The following is a 19,898-nucleotide window of genomic DNA, read 5'->3' as shown; positions in this document are numbered from 1 at the left end:
AGTTTCAACTCTCTGTCTGAATTAACTTTAAAAAAACGTTTTATTTACATAAAACACGCGGAAAAAAACGGCATAAATGCCGTTTTTAAAAAGATTATTTTGTACCAAAAATTTTATCACCGGCATCACCTAAGCCCGGGATAATATAGCCTTGTTCATTTAATTTTTGATCGATAGAAGCGGTATATAATTCTACATCTGGATGGGCTTTTTCTAATGCAGCAATCCCTTCAGGTGCGGCTACTAACACTAATACTTTAATTTGGTTACAGCCTTTTTCTTTTAATAAATCAATTGTGGCAATCATCGATCCCCCTGTTGCTAGCATAGGATCAACGACAATGGCTAAACGTTCTTCTAAATCGCTTGCTAATTTTTGGAAATAAGGAACTGGCTCAAGGGTTTCCTCATTACGATACATACCAACTACGCTAATTCTCGCACTTGGAATATGCTCTAACACTCCGTCCATCATTCCTAAACCAGCACGTAAAATCGGCACAACCGTTACTTTTTTGCCTTTAATTCGATCTACTTCTACGGGGCCACACCAACCATCAATAATCACTTTTTCAGTTTCTAAATCAGCGGTTGCTTCATAGGTTAATAAACTCCCTACTTCAGTAGCGAGTTCACGGAAGTGTTTGGTACTAACATCAGCCGCACGCATTAAACCTAATTTGTGTTTCACTAATGGATGTTTAACTTCAACAATTTTCATTTTTAACCCCTTATTCGACCCGTAAAAATAAAATCGACAAATTCTAAATCAAAGTGATCAAAATGAACAGCAAAATTATGCAAAATCAATGAAAAAAGTGCGGTGTTTTTTCATTCATTTTTTTGATGTCGCACTCATATAAAGAAAGAGCTAGACTGGGAAAGAGAAATTATCAAGAAATAACTCTTTGATTTGTAAAACATATCCTTTGAGGTCAAAATCTGAATAACGTGCATATAAGCCAGTTTCAGGATCTTGTCGCCAATAAAGAGAGGTGCGTTGTATGGGTTGTTTGAATAACCACAAGCCAATGGGTGCATTATCTAGTTGCAATACATATTGTGCGACGTTATCAACGGTATCTTTAGGCAGGCGTGTTTGTGCAAAAATCCAAGGGATGCCATCGCCTTTTAGCAATACTTCGCGTAGCCAGACATCATTAAGTGCGGTGCTTTTTTCGGAAGTTTTTGTCGAGGAATTTGTTTGCCAGCCCTGATGAATAACCTCCACGGAAAGTTGCTGGCAGGCTTGTTGCAATTTCTGCGTTAGCGAACCTTGATGCTGTATCCATTGCGCTATTTCAGGTGTGGCAAAATGCCCTGATGTTTGCCAATCAGGGCGAGAGAGTAATTGACGATAGTGTGCAAAATTCATTTTTTAGACTTATTTTTGATGCCGTTCTTTCAGCTTCGCAATCACATCTGCCCAGCTTAAATTCGCGTCTTGCAGTAACACGGTTAAGTGATAGGCTAAATCTGCTGCCTCGCAAATGGTTTCCTCACGATCTTTTACTGTCGCTGCCAGTGCGGTTTCCACCCCTTCTTCCCCCACTTTTTGTGCGATGCGTTTTGTGCCGCGTGAATACAAGTGGGCGGTGTAAGAGCTTTCAGGATCAGCCCCTTTGCGGCTCGCAATTAAACGTTCTAATTTACTAAAAAAGATCCAATCTGGCTCATCTTGTTTTTCAAATTGATGAAAACAACTTTCCGCCCCAGTATGGCACGTTTCGCCAATGGGATTAGCAAGGATTAATAGGGTGTCATTATCACAATCCAAACTCATATCCACCACATTAAGGAAATGCCCTGAAGTTTCTCCTTTTGTCCAAAGACGTTGCTTGGTGCGAGAATAAAAGGTAACCCGTTTTTCTGAAAGGGTTTTTTCTAGTGCTTCAGGGTTCATATAGCCTAGCATTAACACTTCGCAAGTCGTCGCATTTTGCACGATAACCGGAAGTAAGCCGTCCACTTTTTGCCAGTTGATTTTGGCTTTTAATACTTGATTTGTCATTTTATTCCTCACCTCTCACTTCAACTTTTTCATTGCGTAAATAACGTTTTAATTCACTAATATCAATAATCCGCTTATGAAACACGCTTGCTGCCAATGCACCGTCCACATTCGCTTCAATAAAGGCATCGCGGAAATGCACCATTTCGCCAGCACCGCCAGAGGCAATCAGTGGCACGTTGCATACTTCACGCACTTTTTTAAGTTGAACTAAATCATAGCCATTACGTACACCGTCTTGGTTCATCATATTTAGCACAATTTCCCCCGCTCCGCGTTGTTGTACTTCTTTGACCCAATCTAATAACTGCCAATTTGTTTGGCGTGTACGTTTTTCATCGCCGGTATATTGATTAACCCAGTATTTTCCGGTTTCTTGCTCAAACCAACTATCAATACCAACCACAATGGCTTGAACACCAAAGCGCTCCGCTAACCGTGTAATTAATGTAGGATCAGCAAGTGCGGGGGAATTTATTGAGATTTTATCCGCACCAAAAGTAAAAATCTGCTCCGCATCTGCGATGGTTTTAATTCCTCCTGCGACACAAAATGGAATATTGATTTCTTTCGCTACCCGCTCCACCCAGCTTTTATCCACCGTGCGCCCGTCTGATGAGGCCGTGATGTCGTAAAACACCAGTTCGTCCGCCCCCTCTTCTGCATAGCGTTTTGCCAAAGGAACAATATCCCCAATAATTTCGTGATTGCGAAATTGCACACCTTTTACCACCTGCCCATCACGCACGTCTAAACAAGGAATTATCCGTTTTGCCAACATTGAATCGCCTCCGCTAGGTTAAATTTTCCTTCTAATAATGCACGCCCGACAATCACACCTGAGACGCCAGTGCCTTTTAATGCAGCAATATCTGCCAGTGAGCCAATACCGCCAGAAGATTGAAATTCAATCTGTGGGAAAGCGGCGCAAATTTCTTGGTATAAGGCAACATTAGAGCCTTGTAATGTGCCATCACGGGAAATATCCGTACAAAGGACGTGTTGTAAGCCCACTTGATGAAACTCCTCAATGACTTGTTCTAAAGTAAGTGGACTGGTTTCTTGCCAGCCGTGAATGGCAATGCGTTTTTTACTCTCTACAATATGAATATCTAAGGCAAGAACAAATTTTTCTGCACCATAGTGAGTGAACCATTGTTTCACCATTTCAGGTTGTTTTACTGCCGTTGAACCAATCACCACGCGATTAGCACCGACGGAGAGTAAATCTGTCACATCTTGTTCTGTGCGGATACCGCCCCCCACTTGAATATTGGCTTGGGTTGCCGCAATGATTTCACCAATAAGCTTGGTTTGACGTTTGCTTGGATCTTTCGCTCCCGTTAAATCTACCAAATGTAACTGCTTCGCACCTTGCGATAAATAATGCTGAAATTGAGCAATGGGGTTATCGCTATATTGTGTTTGCTGCGCGTAATCCCCTTGATATAAACGCACCACTTTGCCGTCAATGAGATCAAGTGCGGGGATAATTTGTGATGTTTTTTTCATTGTTATTTTCTCTTTTGGATTTATTAACTAAGCCATAAACGTAATTTTAAGCCCCAAGGACTACTTAATCCTGTGGTGGTATGCACAATTTTGCCATTTTTAATAATGATAATACTTGGTGTTACCTGAATTTGCCATTGGGCGGAAAGTGTCCCCTGTGGATCATTTACGGTCAAAAAATTATATTGGTGTTGCTGTAGATAGTCTTGTACCGTCTGATCATCGCCCGATTTTAATGCCACGCTAATGACTTGTATGCCCTCATTGGCAAGGCTTGCGATGCTTGGTGAAGTCAGTGAACAAATACTGCACCAACTTCCCCAAAAGTAAAGTAGCACGGGCTTTTCTTTGCTGAGCTTGGCTAACTGAATACGTTCTCCTGCCAACTTTCTCAATGGTTGTTGCAACGCATTTTCAGGGGCATTGGGACGCCGCCAATAATCCATTGCGAGAGAGATAACGCCAAACAATAAGACAAAAATGAGCAGATTTTTCACCGCACTTTGGATTTTGTTCATTAGAGATTTTCCATAAAATTGCGCAATAATTGTTCGCCTACTTTGCCTGAACGCTCAGGGTGAAATTGCACGCCATAGAAATTTTTTCTCGCAATCGCTGCAGAAAATGGCACGCCATAATCGCAGGTAGCAATCGTATTTTCGTTTGGCAAAACGGCATAGCTATGCACAAAATAGAAATAGATGTCTTGCGGAATGTTTTTAAATAATGGGTGGTTATCCTGATAATGTACCTTATTCCAGCCCATATGGGGTAATGGTAATCCTTTATTTGGCAAACATTGCGTGTTACCGCGAATAAGTTTCAGCGTTTCCACATCACCTTCCGTAGAATAATCTGTCATTAGCTGCATTCCCAAACAGATGCCTAAAACCGGCTGCGTAAGCTGAGTTAAAACGTGGGTTAATTGACGGGCTTGCATACTTTGCATTGCGGCCAATGCCGTTCCCACTCCCGGTAAAATAAGCTTTTCAGCACGCTGAATTTTGGCAAGATCATCGGTAATATCCGCTTGATAGCCTAATCGCTCAAACGCAAATTTCACCGAAGAAAGATTAGCACAGCCTGTATTGATGATAGTAATGGTTTGCATTGTTTTCTGAGTATCCTAGTTTTCTTGTTGTTTTTGTTCAAAATTTTCAATTTCTTTGCGTATTTCTGTCAGCAATAATTCTTCTGATGGTAGATAAAGTTGATATTGACTAGCAAAAATTTGCTGTTGATTTTCAGGTAAGGAAAATTTCACTACGCTATCATTTTTATCTGCACATAATAAAATCCCAATGGTTGGATTTTCTCGTGGCAGCTTTTCAACACGATCAAAATAATTGACATACATTTGTAACTGTCCTAAATCCTGATGCGTTAATTTATGGGTTTTGATTTCGATAATCACAAAACATTGTAGTAAGCGATTATATAAAACGAGATCCACGAAAAAATCATCGCCCTCAAGATGTAAACGTTTCTGCCGTGCAACAAAAGAAAAACCATTACCTAATTCAAGCAAAAATTCCTGTAAATGAGTAATAATCGCTTGTTCAAGATCTTTTTCATAATAGGCACTTTCACGTTGCAGCCCGAGAAATTCCAACACCATAGGATCTTTAATAATCTGTTTAGGATCATTAGGGATAAGCTGATTATTCGCCACTGCAAGCACGGTTTCTTTGTCATTACTTAACAGTAAACGTTCATATAAACTGCTATTAATTTGACGTTCTAACTGACGAGAACTCCAATTATTCTTGATACTTTCGGCAATGTAAAATTCGCGTTTATCAGGATCATTAATTGAAATTAAGCTTTTATACTGGGTCCAGTTTAATTGCGTCCGCAGTGCGGTCGCAATTGGAAAAGTTCGATAAAATTGACGGTAACGTTCTAGCTGACGAGCAGAAAACCCCGTACCAAACTCAGGTTGCAATTGTTTTGCAAGAGATTTGATCAAATAACTCCCATAATCCGCCCGCGCTTGCCCCTGCTGTTCTTCTTCGAAAATACGTTTACCAATGTGCCAATACATCAGCACACGTTGAAAATCTACCGCTCTTACTGCATTTTCACGAGATTGCGCGATGATTTGTTTAATATCAGTAATGATGGCTGTGTTGCTTAGCATAGTCATTTCCCTTCAGACTTTACCCATAAGAATTAGAGTACCCCCTTACTACTCGGCAATTCATTCCCTTCAATTTTAATCGCTTGTCTTAATGTTCGTCCAAACACTTTAAACAAACTTTCAATTTTATGGTGATCATTATCGCCTTCAGCGTTTAAATGCAAGGTTGCTAATAGGGTAAATGCGATAGATTGGAAGAAATGTTCCGTCATTTCAGTACTGAAATCACCGACTTTTTCGCGTTTAAATTGTGCATTAAATTTAATAAATGGGCGACCGGAAAGATCCATTGCACATTCGGCTCGACATTCATCCATTGGCAATACGAAACCAAAACGGGCGATGCCACGTTTATCACCAATGGCTTGTTTCAGTGCCGTGCCTAAGGCAAGGGCGGTATCCTCAACCGTGTGATGTTCATCAATCCAAAGGTCGCCTTTGCAATACACATTCATTCTAAAACCGCCGTGCGTGGCAATTTGATCAAGCATATGATCAAAAAAACCCACGCCTGTTTTGATGTCATTATGTCCTGTTTCGTCTAGCCATACTTGAACTTTAATCTCTGTTTCTTTCGTTTTTCGTTCTACTTCAGCATAGCGTGGCTGACGGTTTCCTATGTTAGTAACAGGTTCGCCTAATAATTTTTCACTGATTAGATCCCAGTTTAATTTTTCAGGATGATATTGTAAGGCTCGAATGCCTAAATTTTCCGCCAATTGCACATCGGTTGCACGGTCGCCAATGACAAAACTGGTTGCGGGGTCAAATAATTCACGGTCGATATATTTTTGCAATAATTTAGTTTTTGGCTTACGGCAATCACAGTTATCTTCAGGCTTGTGCGGACAAATCAGCACATCGTCAAATTCAATACCTTGCGAGTTAAACAACATCATCATTGCATTATGAGGGGCATCAAAATCAGCCTGTGGAAAAGAGACAGTACCTAAACCGTCTTGGTTACTGACCATAACAAAGCGATATTTGTTTTTCAATTTGAGTAAGGCTGGGATAACGTTTTTTTCAAATTTTAATTTTTCTAGGCTATCAATTTGAAAGTCTGTTTTCGGTTCATCAATTAAGGTTCCGTCTCGATCAATAAATAAAATAGATTGTTGTGTCATTGGTGTTTCCTTATAAAGTAACGTCGTGTGTTTAATATTATCATCAGAAAATAAGATAAACGCGTATTTTTTCTTATTACGGGTTTAAATGGCTAAAGTGCCTTTAACGCATTGATTACACGTTGATTTTCGACCGCACTTCCCACCGTCATTCTCACGCAATTTTGCAATCCTAGCGCAGTGTGTTGGTTACGTAGAATGATGCCTTGCTCCCATAATTGCTGAAAAACGTGTTGCCCCTCTTTAAATTTAATTAACAGATAATTTGCCTCACTCTCAAAAATCTGTTCCACCAAAGGTAAATGACCTAATTGCTTAACCAGCCATTGGCGTTGCGTGATGACTTCATCCACATTTGCTCGCATTGTCGCTACCCCTTCCTTGCTTAAGGCTTGTACGGCAATATCTGATACCGGAACCGGAATTGGGTAAGGCGCGATCACTTTTTGTAAGACATCAATCAGCGCAGAATTCGCTAAGGTGAAACCACAACGTAATCCCGCAAGTGCAAAGGCTTTTGATAAGGTTCGGATAATCGCAAGGTGAGGATAATGGGCGAGTTCATTAGCCATTGTCGCTTCTGGGCAGAATTCAATATAAGCTTCATCAACGACGACAATGGCTTTGCCTTGAGTCATTCGTAATAAGGTAAGTAAATCTTCCCGTTTCAACAAACCGCCTGTCGGATTATTTGGGCTACATACAAAAATAACTTTAACGCCATCAAGTTGTTGTTCAATTTCGGCAAGATTAAGTTGAAAATCAGCCGTTAGAGGAACGGTTTTCGTTGCGATACCACAGGTTTGCGCACTCACCGCATACATTCCATAGGTCGGCGGGCAATATAACACGCTATCTTGCTCTTCACAAAACGCTCGAATGATTAATTCAATCCCTTCATCCCCTCCTCGGCTTACTAGCACATTTTCTTTTTTTACCCCCGCGTAATCAGCATACGCTTGAATCAATGCTTGTGGTTGAGCTTCGGGGTAGCGATTAAAATTCTGCTGAGTCAAATTCAGTTGAGGAGATGAGTGAAATTCATTGGCATTTAACCAAATATCCCCTTTCCCACCTAAACGGCGCGCCGATTGATAAGGCGTGAGGGCTTGAATATTTTTGCGTGATAAGGTTGTGATTGTCATTGTTGTTCTCTCTAAAAATTTTCGTTTTTTTGACCGCACTTTTATTTGATCAAAATAAAATGTTCGATCAGTTTTATCATTAATTCTTTTTGTTCTGGCAAACTTTCCGCTACCAAAAGTGCAAGTGCGACTAACGTGTTATCATTAATCAGTCGCTCTACAGGTTTAGCGAGTAAATGTTGATTTAATCGTAAGTACCAAAGGAATAGAAATGCGCCTGTGCGCTTGTTTCCATCAGTAAGTGGATGATTTTTAATGATGAAATATAACAAGTGAGCAGCCCGACTAGCAACATTCGGATAAAACAGTTCCTCACCAAAACCTTGTTCAATAGTATGAATCGCAGAAGCTAAACCCTCATTACGCGGATTTGCAAAAAGTGGCGTGGCTTCACCTTTTTCGATGAGTGTTTGCTTTAAATGAGCGATAGCTACTGTAACATCTTCCATTAATAATGGGCGCATTTCATTTTGTTTTTGCTGTTTAGAATCAAGGCGTTGTTCGTCATAAGCCTGTAACAAGCTCCAACTGCGTGAATATTCTTGTACAACATTAAGCACTGCTTTTCCTTCCTCATTGACTAAGGCTTGATTACTTAATGTACGATCCAATAAGGTAATCACTTGGCTAAATTCCACGCCTTTTTCTGTTAAACGCTTTTGATTCAGCGTATAACCTTGAATAAGGTATTCTTTTAAGCGTTGTGTTGCCCAACGGCGGAATGACACACCTTCTGGCGATTTTACTCGATATCCCACAGAAATCACGGTATCCAAATCATAAAAGGTGACTGGACGGTCTGCAAAAGCAATATGCATTTTTTGCATATTGCTTTTTTCTGAGATTTCACCATCTGTTACTGCATTACGAATATGACGTGAAATTACAGACTGATTTCTACCAAAAAGTTTCACTATTTGGGCTTGAGAAAGCCAAACCGTGTCATTTTCAAATTTCACTTCAATTTGAGTTTCGCCGTTTGCTAATTGATAAATTTCAATTTGGTTATTACCTCGTTGATCTTGCATTTTTCTAGCCTCTCATTTTAATGTATAAAAACACAGTAATCCTTAATGGAAAGCACAGAATGTGCAAGCGGTTTCCCTCAATTTTACGATCTTCATCACAATTTATTGCCCGTTTCGATACAAAATGTAACAAGTAGCTAGCTTGAGGATTGTAGCTTTACCAATCGGATAGAAACCGCTTGCTTATGGGCATCTAGTTGTTCCGCTTCTGCCATAATTTCCACTGTTTTTGCCAGATCTTTAAAACCTTGTGGCGTCAATTCTTGCACTGTCATTCGTTTACTAAAATCGGCTAAGCCAAGGCTTGAAGTTGTACGGGTATAGCCATAAGTAGGTAGAACGTGGTTAGTGCCGCTGGCATAGTCGCCCATACTTTCAGGGCTATATGCGCCGAGGAAAATCGATCCTGCATTATCAAGCTGATCGAGCAATTCACGGGCGTTGTTTACCTGCACCACAAGATGTTCTGGCGCATACTCGTTACTAATTTCAATGGCTTGCGCTAAATCTTCCGCAAGAATAATTCGGCTATGGCTGAGCGCCTTACGGGCAGTTTCAGCACGAGGAAGTTGAGCAAGCTGGCGTTCAATAGCAAGTGCGGTGCGTTTTGCTAAGGCTTCGCTAGGGGTAACTAAAATCACTTGGCTGTCAGCACCGTGTTCAGCTTGAGAAAGCAGATCGCTGGCAACAAAATCAGGATCGGCATTTTCATCCGCTAACACCAATACTTCGGAAGGGCCTGCTTGCATATCAATCGCAGCGCCATTTACGGCTTGGCTTACTTGACGTTTTGCTTCTGTCACAAAACTATTACCGGGGCCAAAAATTTTATCTACTTTAGTGACGCTTTCTGTGCCGAATGCCATTGCGACAATGGCTTGTGCGCCACCAATGGGATAAATTGTGTCAATGCCACATAGGCTTGCCGTATAGAGAATTTCATCTGCAATAGGCGGCGGGCTACAAAGTACAATTTTTTTACAACCTGCAATTTTGGCGGGAATTGCGAGCATCAATACGGTCGAAAAAAGTGGTGCCGATCCCCCCGGGATATATAGCCCTACACGGTTAATTGGGCGAGTAACCACCTGACAACGCACGCCAGCTTGTGTTTCGATATCCACAGGTTGCGGAATTTGTGCTTGGTGGAAGCGTTCAATATTACGTTTAGCATTTTGAATTGCTGTTTTTAATTCCTGAGTGAGGCGTTGAGAGGCGGCATCAATTTCCTGTGGAGAAATCGTCAGACGGGTTAATTTCACCTTATCAAATTTTTCACCTAGCTCAAATAATGCTTGGTCGCCATTGCTTTGCACCTGCTCACGAATAGCCTCAACGGCCTCTTGAATGGACTGTGCGGCAGAAATTGCAGGTCGCATTAATGCGTCTTTTCGCGCTTGTTGTGATAAATTTTTCCAAATTAGTGTTTGCATAATTTTTCCTTAAAACGTTTTAAATTCTGACCGCACTTTACGCGAGCATTTTTTCAATAGGTAATACTAATACCGAACTGGCGCCCTGTGCTTTGAGTTCTTCCATCGTTTCCCAGAATAAGGTTTCTTGGCTTACTGCGTGTAATGCAACGCGGCTTTCATCGTGCGCAAGTGGTAAAATTGTGGGATTTTCCACACCGGGAAGCAGATTAATAATCTGTTCCAATTGTGCTTTGGGGGCGTGAAGCATAATATATTTTGATTCGCCAGCTTGTTGTATGCCTTGAATCCGCGTTAATAATTTATCTACTAAGGCTTGTTTTTCGGCAGATAACGCCTCTTGACGTTGAATTAAACACGCAGTTGAACGATAAATGACTTCCACTTCTTTTAATCCATTTGCTTCTAAGGTTGCACCTGAGGAAACAAGGTCGCAGATAGCATCAGCCAATCCTGCGGAAGGGGCAACTTCAACGGATCCGTTTAATAAGGTGCTTTTGAAAGGAACACCTTGTTCATTCATATAACGTTTTAATAAATTAGGGTAGGAGGTTGCGATGCGAGAATCGGCAAAGTCTTGCACGCCATTATAGGAACGATCTCGCTCAATGGCTAAAGACAAACGGCAACCGCCGAAATCAAGTGTGCGTAATTTTTTATAACTTACGTTTTCGCCTGTTGCGATACGACCAAGCTCCTCTTCTTCAAGGACATTCTCCCCGATAATGCCAAGATCAACCACGCCATCAAAAACCAACCCCGGAATATCATCATCACGCACCCGTAAAATTTCAATGGGCATATTTTCCGCGTAAGCAATCAGACGTTGTTCATTCCAATTAATTTTTACCCCACATTGTTTCAATAACTCAGCACAATCTTTACTAAGACGGCCTTTTTTTTGTAAAGCAATACGTAAACGTGTTGTGTTAGCCATAATTTTTCCTTCTAAATCAAAATTTAAGTATAAAAAAACCTCTCGAAATTAACTTCCGAGAGGTTTATGTGTTTTGGTATCAGCAATACTCACTCGGAAGCTTATCTTCCAAGCAATCGCCATCGCCCGAAAGATTATTCAGGGTGATGGTGATGATGAGTATTACGATTAAAATTCATTTTATTTTGCTCCAAAAATTGCTTAGCCATTACTCTACGCAAAAAAAATTTTTATGCAAGCAAATTTTTTATTTTTTTCGCTTTGATAAAAAGCAGCACGGGGCGATGTTGTAGATCTTTAAATTCTTGTTGCCATTCGGGTTGTTCAGCGAGCATTGGTTCTACCATTTTTTCTATTTGAAACCCGCCATTGATAAGATCATTAATAATGCTTGAAAGTGTTCGATGGTAGGTTTTAAATGGTTGTTTAAACCAGTTTCGTTGCCGTTCACCTTCATCGCGATAATAATTAAGTCGATAAGCCACTTGTTGTTTATGCTGATCTTTTTCCCAACGCTCTCCCCCTTGATAGCAAGTAACAATCGGATGTTCTTGAGAGAAAATCAGCCAGCCATTAGGTTTAAGTTTTGCCTGAATATGGGCTAATAACTGGGGAAAATCTTGTATATAGTGAAATGCAAAAGAACTCGTAATGACATCAAAATTTCCATCAGGTAATTCATTAAGTTGCTCCATTGCCAGTTGATGCAAAGCAAAGTGCGGTCGTTTTTCAGCGAGATTTTTTGCTGCTTGCTGTAACATCGCTTGAGATAAATCCATTCCGACCACAAATGCTGCACCTTGTTGCAAATAAAGTTGTAAATGCTCTCCCATTCCGCAACCGAGATCGAGCAATTTTTTCCCCGTTAAATCAGGCAGTAAACTTAACATTGTGGGTTTTTCCACAATTTCATTTAAACTAGATGGGTTCTGGCGTAATTTTTGGTAAAGCTCAAAAAAGCCTTCTTTATCGTAAACAGAGGTTTTCATTATCATCTTAACGGTAAAAAAATTAGCACGGTTATCCGTGCTAATTGTGTCTATTTTCTGTTATTTTAAGGGATTTTCAACTATCTTCCAAATACTGGTAACCAGCCAACTAAATCAGCGAGTTGAACAAGAATATTAATTAATCCAAATAAGATAACAAAATAAATCATCGCTGAACCACCATACACTTGGTAAGTTTGATTTGGATATCTAGCCCGACTTGCTTTAGCCAATAATGCAGGCGTAATGACCGCCCAAATTGTTGCTGCTAATCCTGCGTAACCAATGGCGATAACAAAACCGTATGGGAAAAGTAAGCTTAAAATCAACGGTGGTAAGAAGGTGATTAATGCGGTTTTGCTTCTGCCTACACTACTGTTGTCGAATTTAAATAAATCCGCAATGTAATCAAATAAGCCGAGAGTTACCCCAAGGAACGAGCTAGCAATCGCCATATAGGCAAAAAAGCGTAACATTAAGCCGACAAAATCCGTTTGAATTTGACTATTTAAGGCTTCCAGTAGCACCGCAATATCGCCCCCTTTTTGGATAACCGGGATAAATTCATTACGTGGTAAATTGCCTTGAATAGCAAGTTGCCATAGCATATAGATGATTAAGGCAATGAATGTACCGTAAACAATCGATTTTGTCACTTTGCTGCTGTTGCGATCATAATATTTCACAAGGCTTGGCACGTTTTGGTGAAAACCGAACGAAACTAAGCAAACTGGCAAGGCAGCAAGGGCGAAAGGCAAGTATTGGCTATCCCCTGTGCTATCAAGCAGAATATCGGTGTTTACCATACCTAATAAATTGGTAACCGAAAGGAAAAATGCCACCACCATTCCAGCAATTAAAATGGTACTAAAACGATCCACCGCTTTTGTTGAGAACCATACGAAAAAGGCGAGAACCGCACAGAAAATCAGTGAGCCAGAAATGCGTCCAATTTCCACCGCACTTTGTTCGCTACTCAGTAATTGATTAAGAAAACTTTCTGTTAAACCGCCACCAGAAGTAATATATGCATAGGTGAGAATATAGAGAACAAATGCAACGGAAAGCCCATTTAGCACATTCCAGCCTTTACCAAGCAAGTCTTTTACAATGGTGTCAAAACTTGCACCAGTAGGATAATGTAAGTTTGCTTCAAGTAGCATTAAGCCTGATGTGGTCATACAAAACCAAGTGTAGCAGAGGATCAAAATTGAACCGATAAACCACACGCCAGAGGTGGCAATAGGGTTTGCGAGCATACCCGCACCAATTGTACCGCCTGCGATAATCATCGCACCACCAAATAAGGAAGTATTTTTTTTCATAAATTCACCTATAAGTTTTATATTGGTATTAGTGAACTATTATAATAGTGCAAAATAAAAACACAATGCCAAAATTGCCCATTTAGCTTGGCAAAAGTAAAAAAATCAAGCTATAATTCAAGCGTTTTATTACCATTCATTAACTAGAAGGAAAGAGCAAATGGGCTTAGAAAGTGTTCCAGCAGGAAAAGAACTTCCTGATGATATTTATGTTGTGATTGAGATTCCAGCAAACTCAGATCCAATCAAATATGAAGTGGATAAAGAAACGGGTACCTTATTTGTTGATCGTTTTATGGCGACAGCAATGTTCTACCCAGCAAACTATGGCTATATTAACCACACCTTATCGTTAGATGGCGATCCTGTTGATGTATTAGTACCAACCCCTTATCCCTTACAACCGGGTTCAGTGATTCGTTGTCGTCCAGTGGGCGTATTAAAAATGACCGATGAATCGGGTCAAGATGCTAAAGTTATTGCAGTACCACATACAAAATTAAGCAAAGAATACGATCACATTAAAGATGTTGGTGATTTACCAGCATTGCTAAAAGCACAGATTCAACATTTCTTTGAAAGCTACAAAGCCTTAGAAGCCGGGAAATGGGTGAAAGTTGATGGTTGGGAAGATGCTGCGGCGGCACGTAAAGAAATTTTAGACTCTTTTGAGCGTGCAAAAAAATAATTCTTAACCTGTTCTTTTTAAATACCGCGTTACCTAATGCGGTATTTTTCTATGTTTAACCTAAGGAGTGAATATGTTAAAAACAATGAAAAAAATCACCGCACTTTGCATTTTTACCCTAATGCTTAATGCTTGTGCCGATTCTGCAAGTGTTAATCAACAAGCGGCGACAAGTTACCTACAAACGGTGAATGAAGCAAAACAAAAAGGGGTTGTTGATACAAGTTCAACAACATCAAAACGCATTCATCAAGTATTTAATAAAATGTATCCTTATGCCAATCGTGAAAATAATACGGGGCAGCCATTTAATTGGCAAATTACCGTAATTAAATCAAATGAACTCAATGCGTGGGCGATGCCGGGCGGTAAAATGGCATTTTATACAGGGCTTGTGGATAAATTACACTTAAATGATGATGAAATTGCCACTGTAATGGGGCACGAAATGGCACACGCACTGAAAGAACACGGTAAAAAGAAAGTGAATATGGGAACATTCACGAATGTGGTCGCACAGGTTGCGCATATTGCACTTTCCACACAAATTGGTTCAGAAGGAAGTGGGCTAATTATCGGTATTACCAAAGATTGGGCATTAGATAAGCCTTATTCTCGTAGTGCAGAAACGGAAGCGGATGAAGTGGGACTGTTTTTAATGGCAAAAGCAGGTTATAACCCAGAGGCAGCACCAAAATTATGGGAAAAAATGCAGACAGCTTCTTCAGGAAATAGCGGTGTATTAGCGGCACTGTCTTCCACTCACCCGAGTGATAAAGATCGCCAAGCCAATTTACTTCGTTTAATGCCTGAGGCGGTGGCAATTTATAAAGGTCGTCAATAAACTATCGCTGTTGAAAAGAGTAAATAGCCACTAATATTCAGAATCACTTTTATTCTGTTCAACTGAAATGCAATAACAATCCGCACGTGAAACGTGCGGTTTTGAGGCTACCCTATAAGGGCCTTTACTTCACACATCCCTCAAGGGATGTGTGAAAAGACCGACAACCGTGTTTAGAGATTACTTTGGTTACCCCTTAAAGGGGTCCACATATTCTTTCGTATTTAAACTATCTTGTACCATATCTTCTTTTTCTTGGTTATGTATATATTCCTCTACCACCTTAGCATTTAAGCACACCGTGCTTACATAATAGCCTTTTGCCCAAAAGTGTCTATTGCCATATTTATATTTTAGATTTACATGCTTTTCAAAAATCATCAATGATGATTTTCCTTTCAAATATCCCATAAAACTTGAAACAGCTAATTTCGGTGGTATTTTTACAAGCATATGGATATACTCTTTCATTGCATAAGCTTCTACAATTTCTACGCCTTTATAATCCACATAAACGCCTTAAAATACTCCCTATATCGGCTCTTAGCTTACCGAAAATAGCTTTCCGTTTGTATTTAGGTATAAATACTATGTGATACTTACCGTTCCACTTTGTGTGTGATAAACTTGAATCGTCATTCGCTTTATTTGCCATGACATATCCTCCTATATGTTGAATTTTGGTTGTCAGCCTCGTTCATTATATAGTGAGGATTTTTCTTTTTATCGCTTAAGCTCTTTAACACCATACGCATAGCATATGGTTTTTATAGCCAGCCTTTGGCTGGCTATAATAAAAGTGCGGTGTAAATTTTACAAAATTTTCCACCGCACTTTGAATTAAATAGCTTTTATCCTTTCCATTAATGGTTTTTAGTCAAAAAGTGTTATTTATTCCTTGACAAGACACGTTCTTTTCCTTTGAATAGGGAGATTTTTGTAACAAGCTCTTTTTTAGAGAAAACTGGACTTTCTTATTCATTTAACATGGAGTAAAAATGAAACCCGTTTCACGTAAATTACCTGGTTGGGTACATATTCCTTTGGCAATTTTTTTGACAATAAGTTTTATCCAAACTGCAATAGGTTTTGAAGACTTATTTGGTCAAGCTTTTTCTTGGGCATTTTCTGGTGCGATTAGTATTTTAATGTATGGATTTACATTATTAATTGGTTATCGACGCTTAAACGGGTTACCAATCTTCGGATTTTTAATTGGTTACTTTATTATTTCACTTTTCTCTTTTACTGGGAATTTTAATTCAGTATATACATCGTATCAAAAAGAGCAATTATATAGAGATGAGCTAGTAAAGCATAAACAGCAATTACACGATGTGGTAAATGCGGCGGATAAAGCGTTAAATAGTTTCAGCCCAGAAATCACTCAAAAGCGTAATCGTTTAGAGAGTTTAACCGAACAGTTAGTTAGCCAAATTACTGATCCTAACCGTCCAGGATTAGGGAATAGAGCATTAGAACTTATTTCAGAAATTGAAGACGTATTAGGTGAAAAATTAACGGAATTTGGAACTCGAGGCGGTGATTGGAATGCGATTGCGCAACGATATAGAGAAAATATTGATCAAATTGCGCGTCGTAAACTTACATCTAAAGATTATGAACGTATTGAAGAAGTTCGCCAAAATGTAATGAAGAAAGAGGAAGAAACCCTTAAGCTGATTGATAATGTATTAAGAAATTCTACATCGGTGAAAGAATATGGTTTTGATACCAATTTAAAAGTAACAAATATGATCAATGAGATAGGATCGACGGTACAAGAGTTTATCAATAATCCCGCATTATTCAAATTTACAGCTATACCTTTTGAAAACCAAGAAATTGGAAAGCTTGCCTTTTCTTTTAAATCAGGTTTTACACAGCATATTTTAGTCGGTTTTTTGTTTACGATTTTATGTCTATTTATTGATTGGGCAGTGGTATTAAGTTTATTAATTTTCTTTGGAAATAAAGAAACTAAGCCTGTTATTAATTCTGGTCGTCAAATATAGATAGGAGCTAAAAATGAAAGAGAATTTATTTATAGAGAAAGAAAATAATATGAAAGATCCTGTCGAACAGAAGAAAGTAAGATTTTCTGACGATCTTTCTCTTAATTTAGGAAATCCAATTGAACAAGATCATTTTAAAATTTCTAATGATCTTCCTCTCAATTTAGAAAATACACTTGATCAAGATAGATTTGAGTTTTTTGATGATATTTCACTTAATTTAGATAGTTCTAGTGAGATCTCTTCGCCTAATAGTGAATCTAAACTTGAGGAAACGCCACCACCTATGATTGATAAATATCAATCTAGGATGCCAATAAAAAAAGAGTTAACTCGAACTTTAGATCTTGATATTGAACAATATTGTCAGCGTTTATTCGATCTAAATGAAGATGAAGAAAAACATTATGTTTTATTCTTTGGGCAACCAGCTTCAGGAAAAACGTGGATTATTGGCAGTTTATTACATTATATGAAAAATCATCTTGGAGGGACGGTTTATTTAGATACGGATAAAAGTACAGAAAGAGAAGAAGAGTTATTTTATCAGTTACAAGATAATTTTAATGGTGTTAAGTTTGCAGAAAGAATAACGAGTACAGATACGAAACAGTATTTTGAATTCCACGTTTCATTCACTCCAAAAGATTCAAGTAAACCTCCAATTAATTTTGTTTTTATTGATGGTTCTGGTGAGCATTCAGAGCAAGCATTTAGAAAGAAAGGGCAGAAAGAATCGGGTAAATTGCCGAATTATTTAGCAGCAATTTTAGAATCGGATGTTAAAGCTACATTATTCTTTGTTTATGATCAATCTTTAAAAGACGTAGAAGGTGCGACCCCACAAGTTAATATATTAGATGCTGTATTTACGCACATTCAACAAATTCAAAACCGCTATGATAAACTCTTTTCAAAAGCATTATTACTTTCTAAGGGAGATCGTATTGAATTAATGGATTATGCGACGGTAGAACGTAATGGATATGATCCTATGCTTTATGCGATGGAAAAAATTCCAACCTTTGCAAATAGCTTTTTTAATGAATCAGAAAAAAATAAAACCATTTTTTATAAAATGGGGAAATTTTCTGATAATTCGGATCGTTTATTGGAATTTGATAAAGAATGCCCAGAAAAGATATTTAAATGGCTTTATATGTCAGGAACAGGAGGAATGTCTCCTGTTAAAGAGCTTACTCTTTGGCAAAGATTTCTTAATTGGTTCAAAGGAAAATAAGGATAATAAGCTATGGTTGAGAATAGAAAATTTATTGGGTTTGGGATTGTCGGTGCGCCAAAAGGCAGGCAATATTCAAATGCTGGGGCTGACAAAGAAATACATTTCGCGAAATATTTTGATTTAAGCCAAATATATGGAGGTGCTTTACCTTCCCCTAAAACAGACCAGTTAAGTACCACATTATATTATTTAACTTATCAAGGGATTACTAACGGTCAGAAAGTATTAGGTATTGCTGAATATTACTCAGTGGGGGAAATGGGACAAAGCCGACCGGGAAGTTACCTAGGTTCTTTTGTTGAAGCTATTAATACACGCTTTACCTCTGCAGAAAGTATTTTTTCTGCATTAGATAAAATGAATCAATATCAGATAATGAATTTTATTGATCGTCAAGAGATTTCCTATAACGCTTTAATTGATGATGTTGATTTTATCTCGCCAGAGACAGAACTTGATACAATAGCAAATTCTCTACAGAAACTTAGAACTCCTTCTATTTCAGTTGCATTTAAAGACGATCTCTATATTTATTTATCAAATGATAGAGAATGTATAGATATATTAAATATTATTTTAGAAAAAGATTTATATTATATCTATAATAATATTTATTTTTCATCAAGCGATGAAATTTATGAGAGATTGAAAAATAAGAAGAAAGGAATAAAAATAATCTCATCTTCATCGCTGCTATCATCAACAGTATCATTTTCTAATGAACTTTCTACTTTATATCAACAAGAAATTTTACAATTAAAACAGAAATATCAACACCAATTAGAATACCAAAGAAAAATTTTAGAGGTAGAAAAAGAGAGCGAAATATCAGCAATTATGAATGATAATGATAGGATTGGACGCCAGTTACAAGAGGCAGAGGCCAATCTAAGAATGCAGGCTGAATATTTTCAAAATAATAAAACTCTGGTTAATTTTGCAGAAGATATGGTTAAAGTTTTTTCTCAGAACAAAGAAAATATCTCTTTGATTGACCTAAATGAACTGCCTACTATTCAATCTGACAGAAATTTATATCAAGATTTAATCGAAAGATTTGATAAAGTTAATAGAAATATCAAAGAATTAGATTTCCACTATATTATGCAAAAGCCTAAAGAGGTGAGAAAGGAATCTATATTTACTTGGATGTTTTTTGTTCTCTCATTAATTTTTGCTATTGTTATCGGTGTTCAGCGGTTTACTGGGAATAATATGCCTATGAATAATGGGGAAAACCTAAATAAATTGACAAATGAGCTAGCTACAAAGTTAGATAATATAGAGAATAAACTGGTTGAACAGGACAATAGGATAAAGGAAATTAGTAATAGCTTAATCAAAAAACGTCCTATCCCTAGTAACAAAAAGAAATAAATATTGAAATCTTCTGATTATCATTTATCTGTATCATTTCTTATTATGAGAGTGATATATAAGTTTGTAACATTATAGTATTGA

Annotated in this window: 20 protein-coding genes, 1 pseudogene and 1 other annotated feature; of the genes and pseudogenes, 5 read left to right on the top strand and 16 right to left on the bottom strand. The window is 38.3% G+C overall.

Annotation, left to right across the window (positions count from 1 at the left end; genetic code table 11):
- Positions 1-94 precede the first annotated feature (94 nt).
- The 15 genes from upp to L5B90_RS05110 all read right to left on the bottom strand — a co-directional run bounded on the left by upp (position 95) and on the right by L5B90_RS05110 (position 13,647).
- Positions 95-721, bottom strand: a complete 627-nt coding sequence (gene upp, locus L5B90_RS05180; protein WP_250351541.1) for a uracil phosphoribosyltransferase — start codon at positions 719-721, stop codon at positions 95-97.
- Between the two features lie 150 nt (positions 722-871).
- Entirely contained in the window at positions 872-1,375 is a 504-nt protein-coding gene (locus tag L5B90_RS05175; protein WP_250364042.1) for a chorismate--pyruvate lyase family protein, read from the bottom strand.
- Between the two features lie 9 nt (positions 1,376-1,384).
- Positions 1,385-2,011: a bifunctional phosphoribosyl-AMP cyclohydrolase/phosphoribosyl-ATP diphosphatase HisIE gene (gene hisIE / locus L5B90_RS05170; protein ID WP_250364043.1), complete on the bottom strand. Its 627-nt coding sequence runs from the start codon at positions 2,009-2,011 to the stop codon at positions 1,385-1,387.
- A gap of 1 nt (position 2,012) precedes the next feature.
- Positions 2,013-2,792, bottom strand: a complete 780-nt coding sequence (gene hisF, locus L5B90_RS05165) for an imidazole glycerol phosphate synthase subunit HisF (protein WP_250364044.1) — start codon at positions 2,790-2,792, stop codon at positions 2,013-2,015.
- A complete protein-coding gene (gene hisA / locus L5B90_RS05160; RefSeq protein WP_265762322.1) occupies positions 2,774-3,523 on the bottom strand; it encodes a 1-(5-phosphoribosyl)-5-[(5-phosphoribosylamino)methylideneamino]imidazole-4-carboxamide isomerase in 750 nt (249 codons plus the stop codon). Before hisA ends, hisF begins: the two co-directional genes overlap by 19 nt.
- Positions 3,524-3,546: 23 nt before the next feature.
- Positions 3,547-4,041 (bottom strand): protein disulfide oxidoreductase, encoded by a 495-nt coding sequence (locus L5B90_RS05155; protein ID WP_265762321.1) that lies wholly within the window; start codon positions 4,039-4,041, stop codon positions 3,547-3,549.
- Positions 4,041-4,634, bottom strand: coding sequence for an imidazole glycerol phosphate synthase subunit HisH (gene hisH, locus L5B90_RS05150; protein WP_265762320.1), 594 nt, complete (start codon positions 4,632-4,634; stop codon positions 4,041-4,043). Before hisH ends, L5B90_RS05155 begins: the two co-directional genes overlap by 1 nt.
- 15 nt (positions 4,635-4,649) lie before the next feature.
- On the bottom strand, positions 4,650-5,663 hold the full coding sequence (locus tag L5B90_RS05145; RefSeq protein ID WP_265762319.1) for a PDDEXK nuclease domain-containing protein: 1,014 nt from the start codon (positions 5,661-5,663) through the stop codon (positions 4,650-4,652).
- A 32-nt stretch (positions 5,664-5,695) separates the two neighbouring features.
- Positions 5,696-6,790: a bifunctional histidinol-phosphatase/imidazoleglycerol-phosphate dehydratase HisB gene (gene hisB, locus L5B90_RS05140; protein WP_265762318.1), complete on the bottom strand. Its 1,095-nt coding sequence runs from the start codon at positions 6,788-6,790 to the stop codon at positions 5,696-5,698.
- A 92-nt stretch (positions 6,791-6,882) separates the two neighbouring features.
- Positions 6,883-7,935 carry a histidinol-phosphate transaminase gene (gene hisC, locus L5B90_RS05135; protein ID WP_265762317.1) on the bottom strand — a complete coding sequence of 351 codons (1,053 nt, stop codon included), beginning with the start codon at positions 7,933-7,935 and terminating at the stop codon, positions 6,883-6,885.
- Between the two features lie 41 nt (positions 7,936-7,976).
- Positions 7,977-8,963 carry a virulence protein RhuM/Fic/DOC family protein gene (gene rhuM, locus L5B90_RS05130; protein WP_265762316.1) on the bottom strand — a complete coding sequence of 329 codons (987 nt, stop codon included), beginning with the start codon at positions 8,961-8,963 and terminating at the stop codon, positions 7,977-7,979.
- Between the two features lie 137 nt (positions 8,964-9,100).
- Positions 9,101-10,396: a histidinol dehydrogenase gene (gene hisD, locus L5B90_RS05125; protein WP_265762315.1), complete on the bottom strand. Its 1,296-nt coding sequence runs from the start codon at positions 10,394-10,396 to the stop codon at positions 9,101-9,103.
- A gap of 37 nt (positions 10,397-10,433) precedes the next feature.
- Complete coding sequence (hisG, locus tag L5B90_RS05120) at positions 10,434-11,333, bottom strand: ATP phosphoribosyltransferase (RefSeq protein ID WP_250351553.1); 900 nt, start codon at positions 11,331-11,333, stop codon at positions 10,434-10,436.
- Positions 11,334-11,363: 30 nt separating this feature from the next.
- Positions 11,364-11,492, bottom strand: a sequence feature (His leader region).
- Positions 11,493-11,563: 71 nt separating this feature from the next.
- Positions 11,564-12,328 (bottom strand): class I SAM-dependent methyltransferase, encoded by a 765-nt coding sequence (locus tag L5B90_RS05115; RefSeq protein ID WP_250364053.1) that lies wholly within the window; start codon positions 12,326-12,328, stop codon positions 11,564-11,566.
- Positions 12,329-12,402: 74 nt separating this feature from the next.
- Positions 12,403-13,647, bottom strand: a complete 1,245-nt coding sequence (locus tag L5B90_RS05110; RefSeq protein ID WP_250364054.1) for an aromatic amino acid transporter — start codon at positions 13,645-13,647, stop codon at positions 12,403-12,405.
- A gap of 160 nt (positions 13,648-13,807) precedes the next feature.
- Between L5B90_RS05110 and ppa the strand changes: the two genes are divergently transcribed.
- Positions 13,808-14,335: an inorganic diphosphatase gene (gene ppa, locus L5B90_RS05105; RefSeq protein ID WP_250351556.1), complete on the top strand. Its 528-nt coding sequence runs from the start codon at positions 13,808-13,810 to the stop codon at positions 14,333-14,335.
- Positions 14,336-14,408: 73 nt separating this feature from the next.
- Positions 14,409-15,179: a M48 family metallopeptidase gene (locus L5B90_RS05100; RefSeq protein WP_250364055.1), complete on the top strand. Its 771-nt coding sequence runs from the start codon at positions 14,409-14,411 to the stop codon at positions 15,177-15,179.
- Between the two features lie 189 nt (positions 15,180-15,368).
- On the opposite strand, the pseudogene tnpA reads toward L5B90_RS05100, so the two are convergent.
- A pseudogene (tnpA, locus tag L5B90_RS05095) lies at positions 15,369-15,834 on the bottom strand (IS200/IS605 family transposase).
- Positions 15,835-16,177: 343 nt separating this feature from the next.
- Here tnpA and L5B90_RS05090 point away from each other — a divergent pair.
- The 3 genes from L5B90_RS05090 to L5B90_RS05080 are packed head-to-tail and all read left to right on the top strand — an operon-like array spanning position 16,178 to position 19,814.
- Positions 16,178-17,194 carry a hypothetical protein gene (locus L5B90_RS05090; RefSeq protein ID WP_265762314.1) on the top strand — a complete coding sequence of 339 codons (1,017 nt, stop codon included), beginning with the start codon at positions 16,178-16,180 and terminating at the stop codon, positions 17,192-17,194.
- Between the two features lie 13 nt (positions 17,195-17,207).
- Positions 17,208-18,434 carry a ribonucleoside-triphosphate reductase gene (locus L5B90_RS05085; RefSeq protein WP_265762313.1) on the top strand — a complete coding sequence of 409 codons (1,227 nt, stop codon included), beginning with the start codon at positions 17,208-17,210 and terminating at the stop codon, positions 18,432-18,434.
- Between the two features lie 12 nt (positions 18,435-18,446).
- Positions 18,447-19,814 carry a hypothetical protein gene (locus L5B90_RS05080; protein WP_265762312.1) on the top strand — a complete coding sequence of 456 codons (1,368 nt, stop codon included), beginning with the start codon at positions 18,447-18,449 and terminating at the stop codon, positions 19,812-19,814.
- Positions 19,815-19,898: the final 84 nt, after the last annotated feature.

This window comes from Avibacterium sp. 20-129 (assembly GCF_026226845.1).
Taxonomy (GTDB): domain Bacteria; phylum Pseudomonadota; class Gammaproteobacteria; order Enterobacterales; family Pasteurellaceae; genus Avibacterium.
The sequence above is the reverse complement of the archived record's forward strand: the minus strand, read 5'-3'. Positions and strand labels throughout refer to the sequence as shown.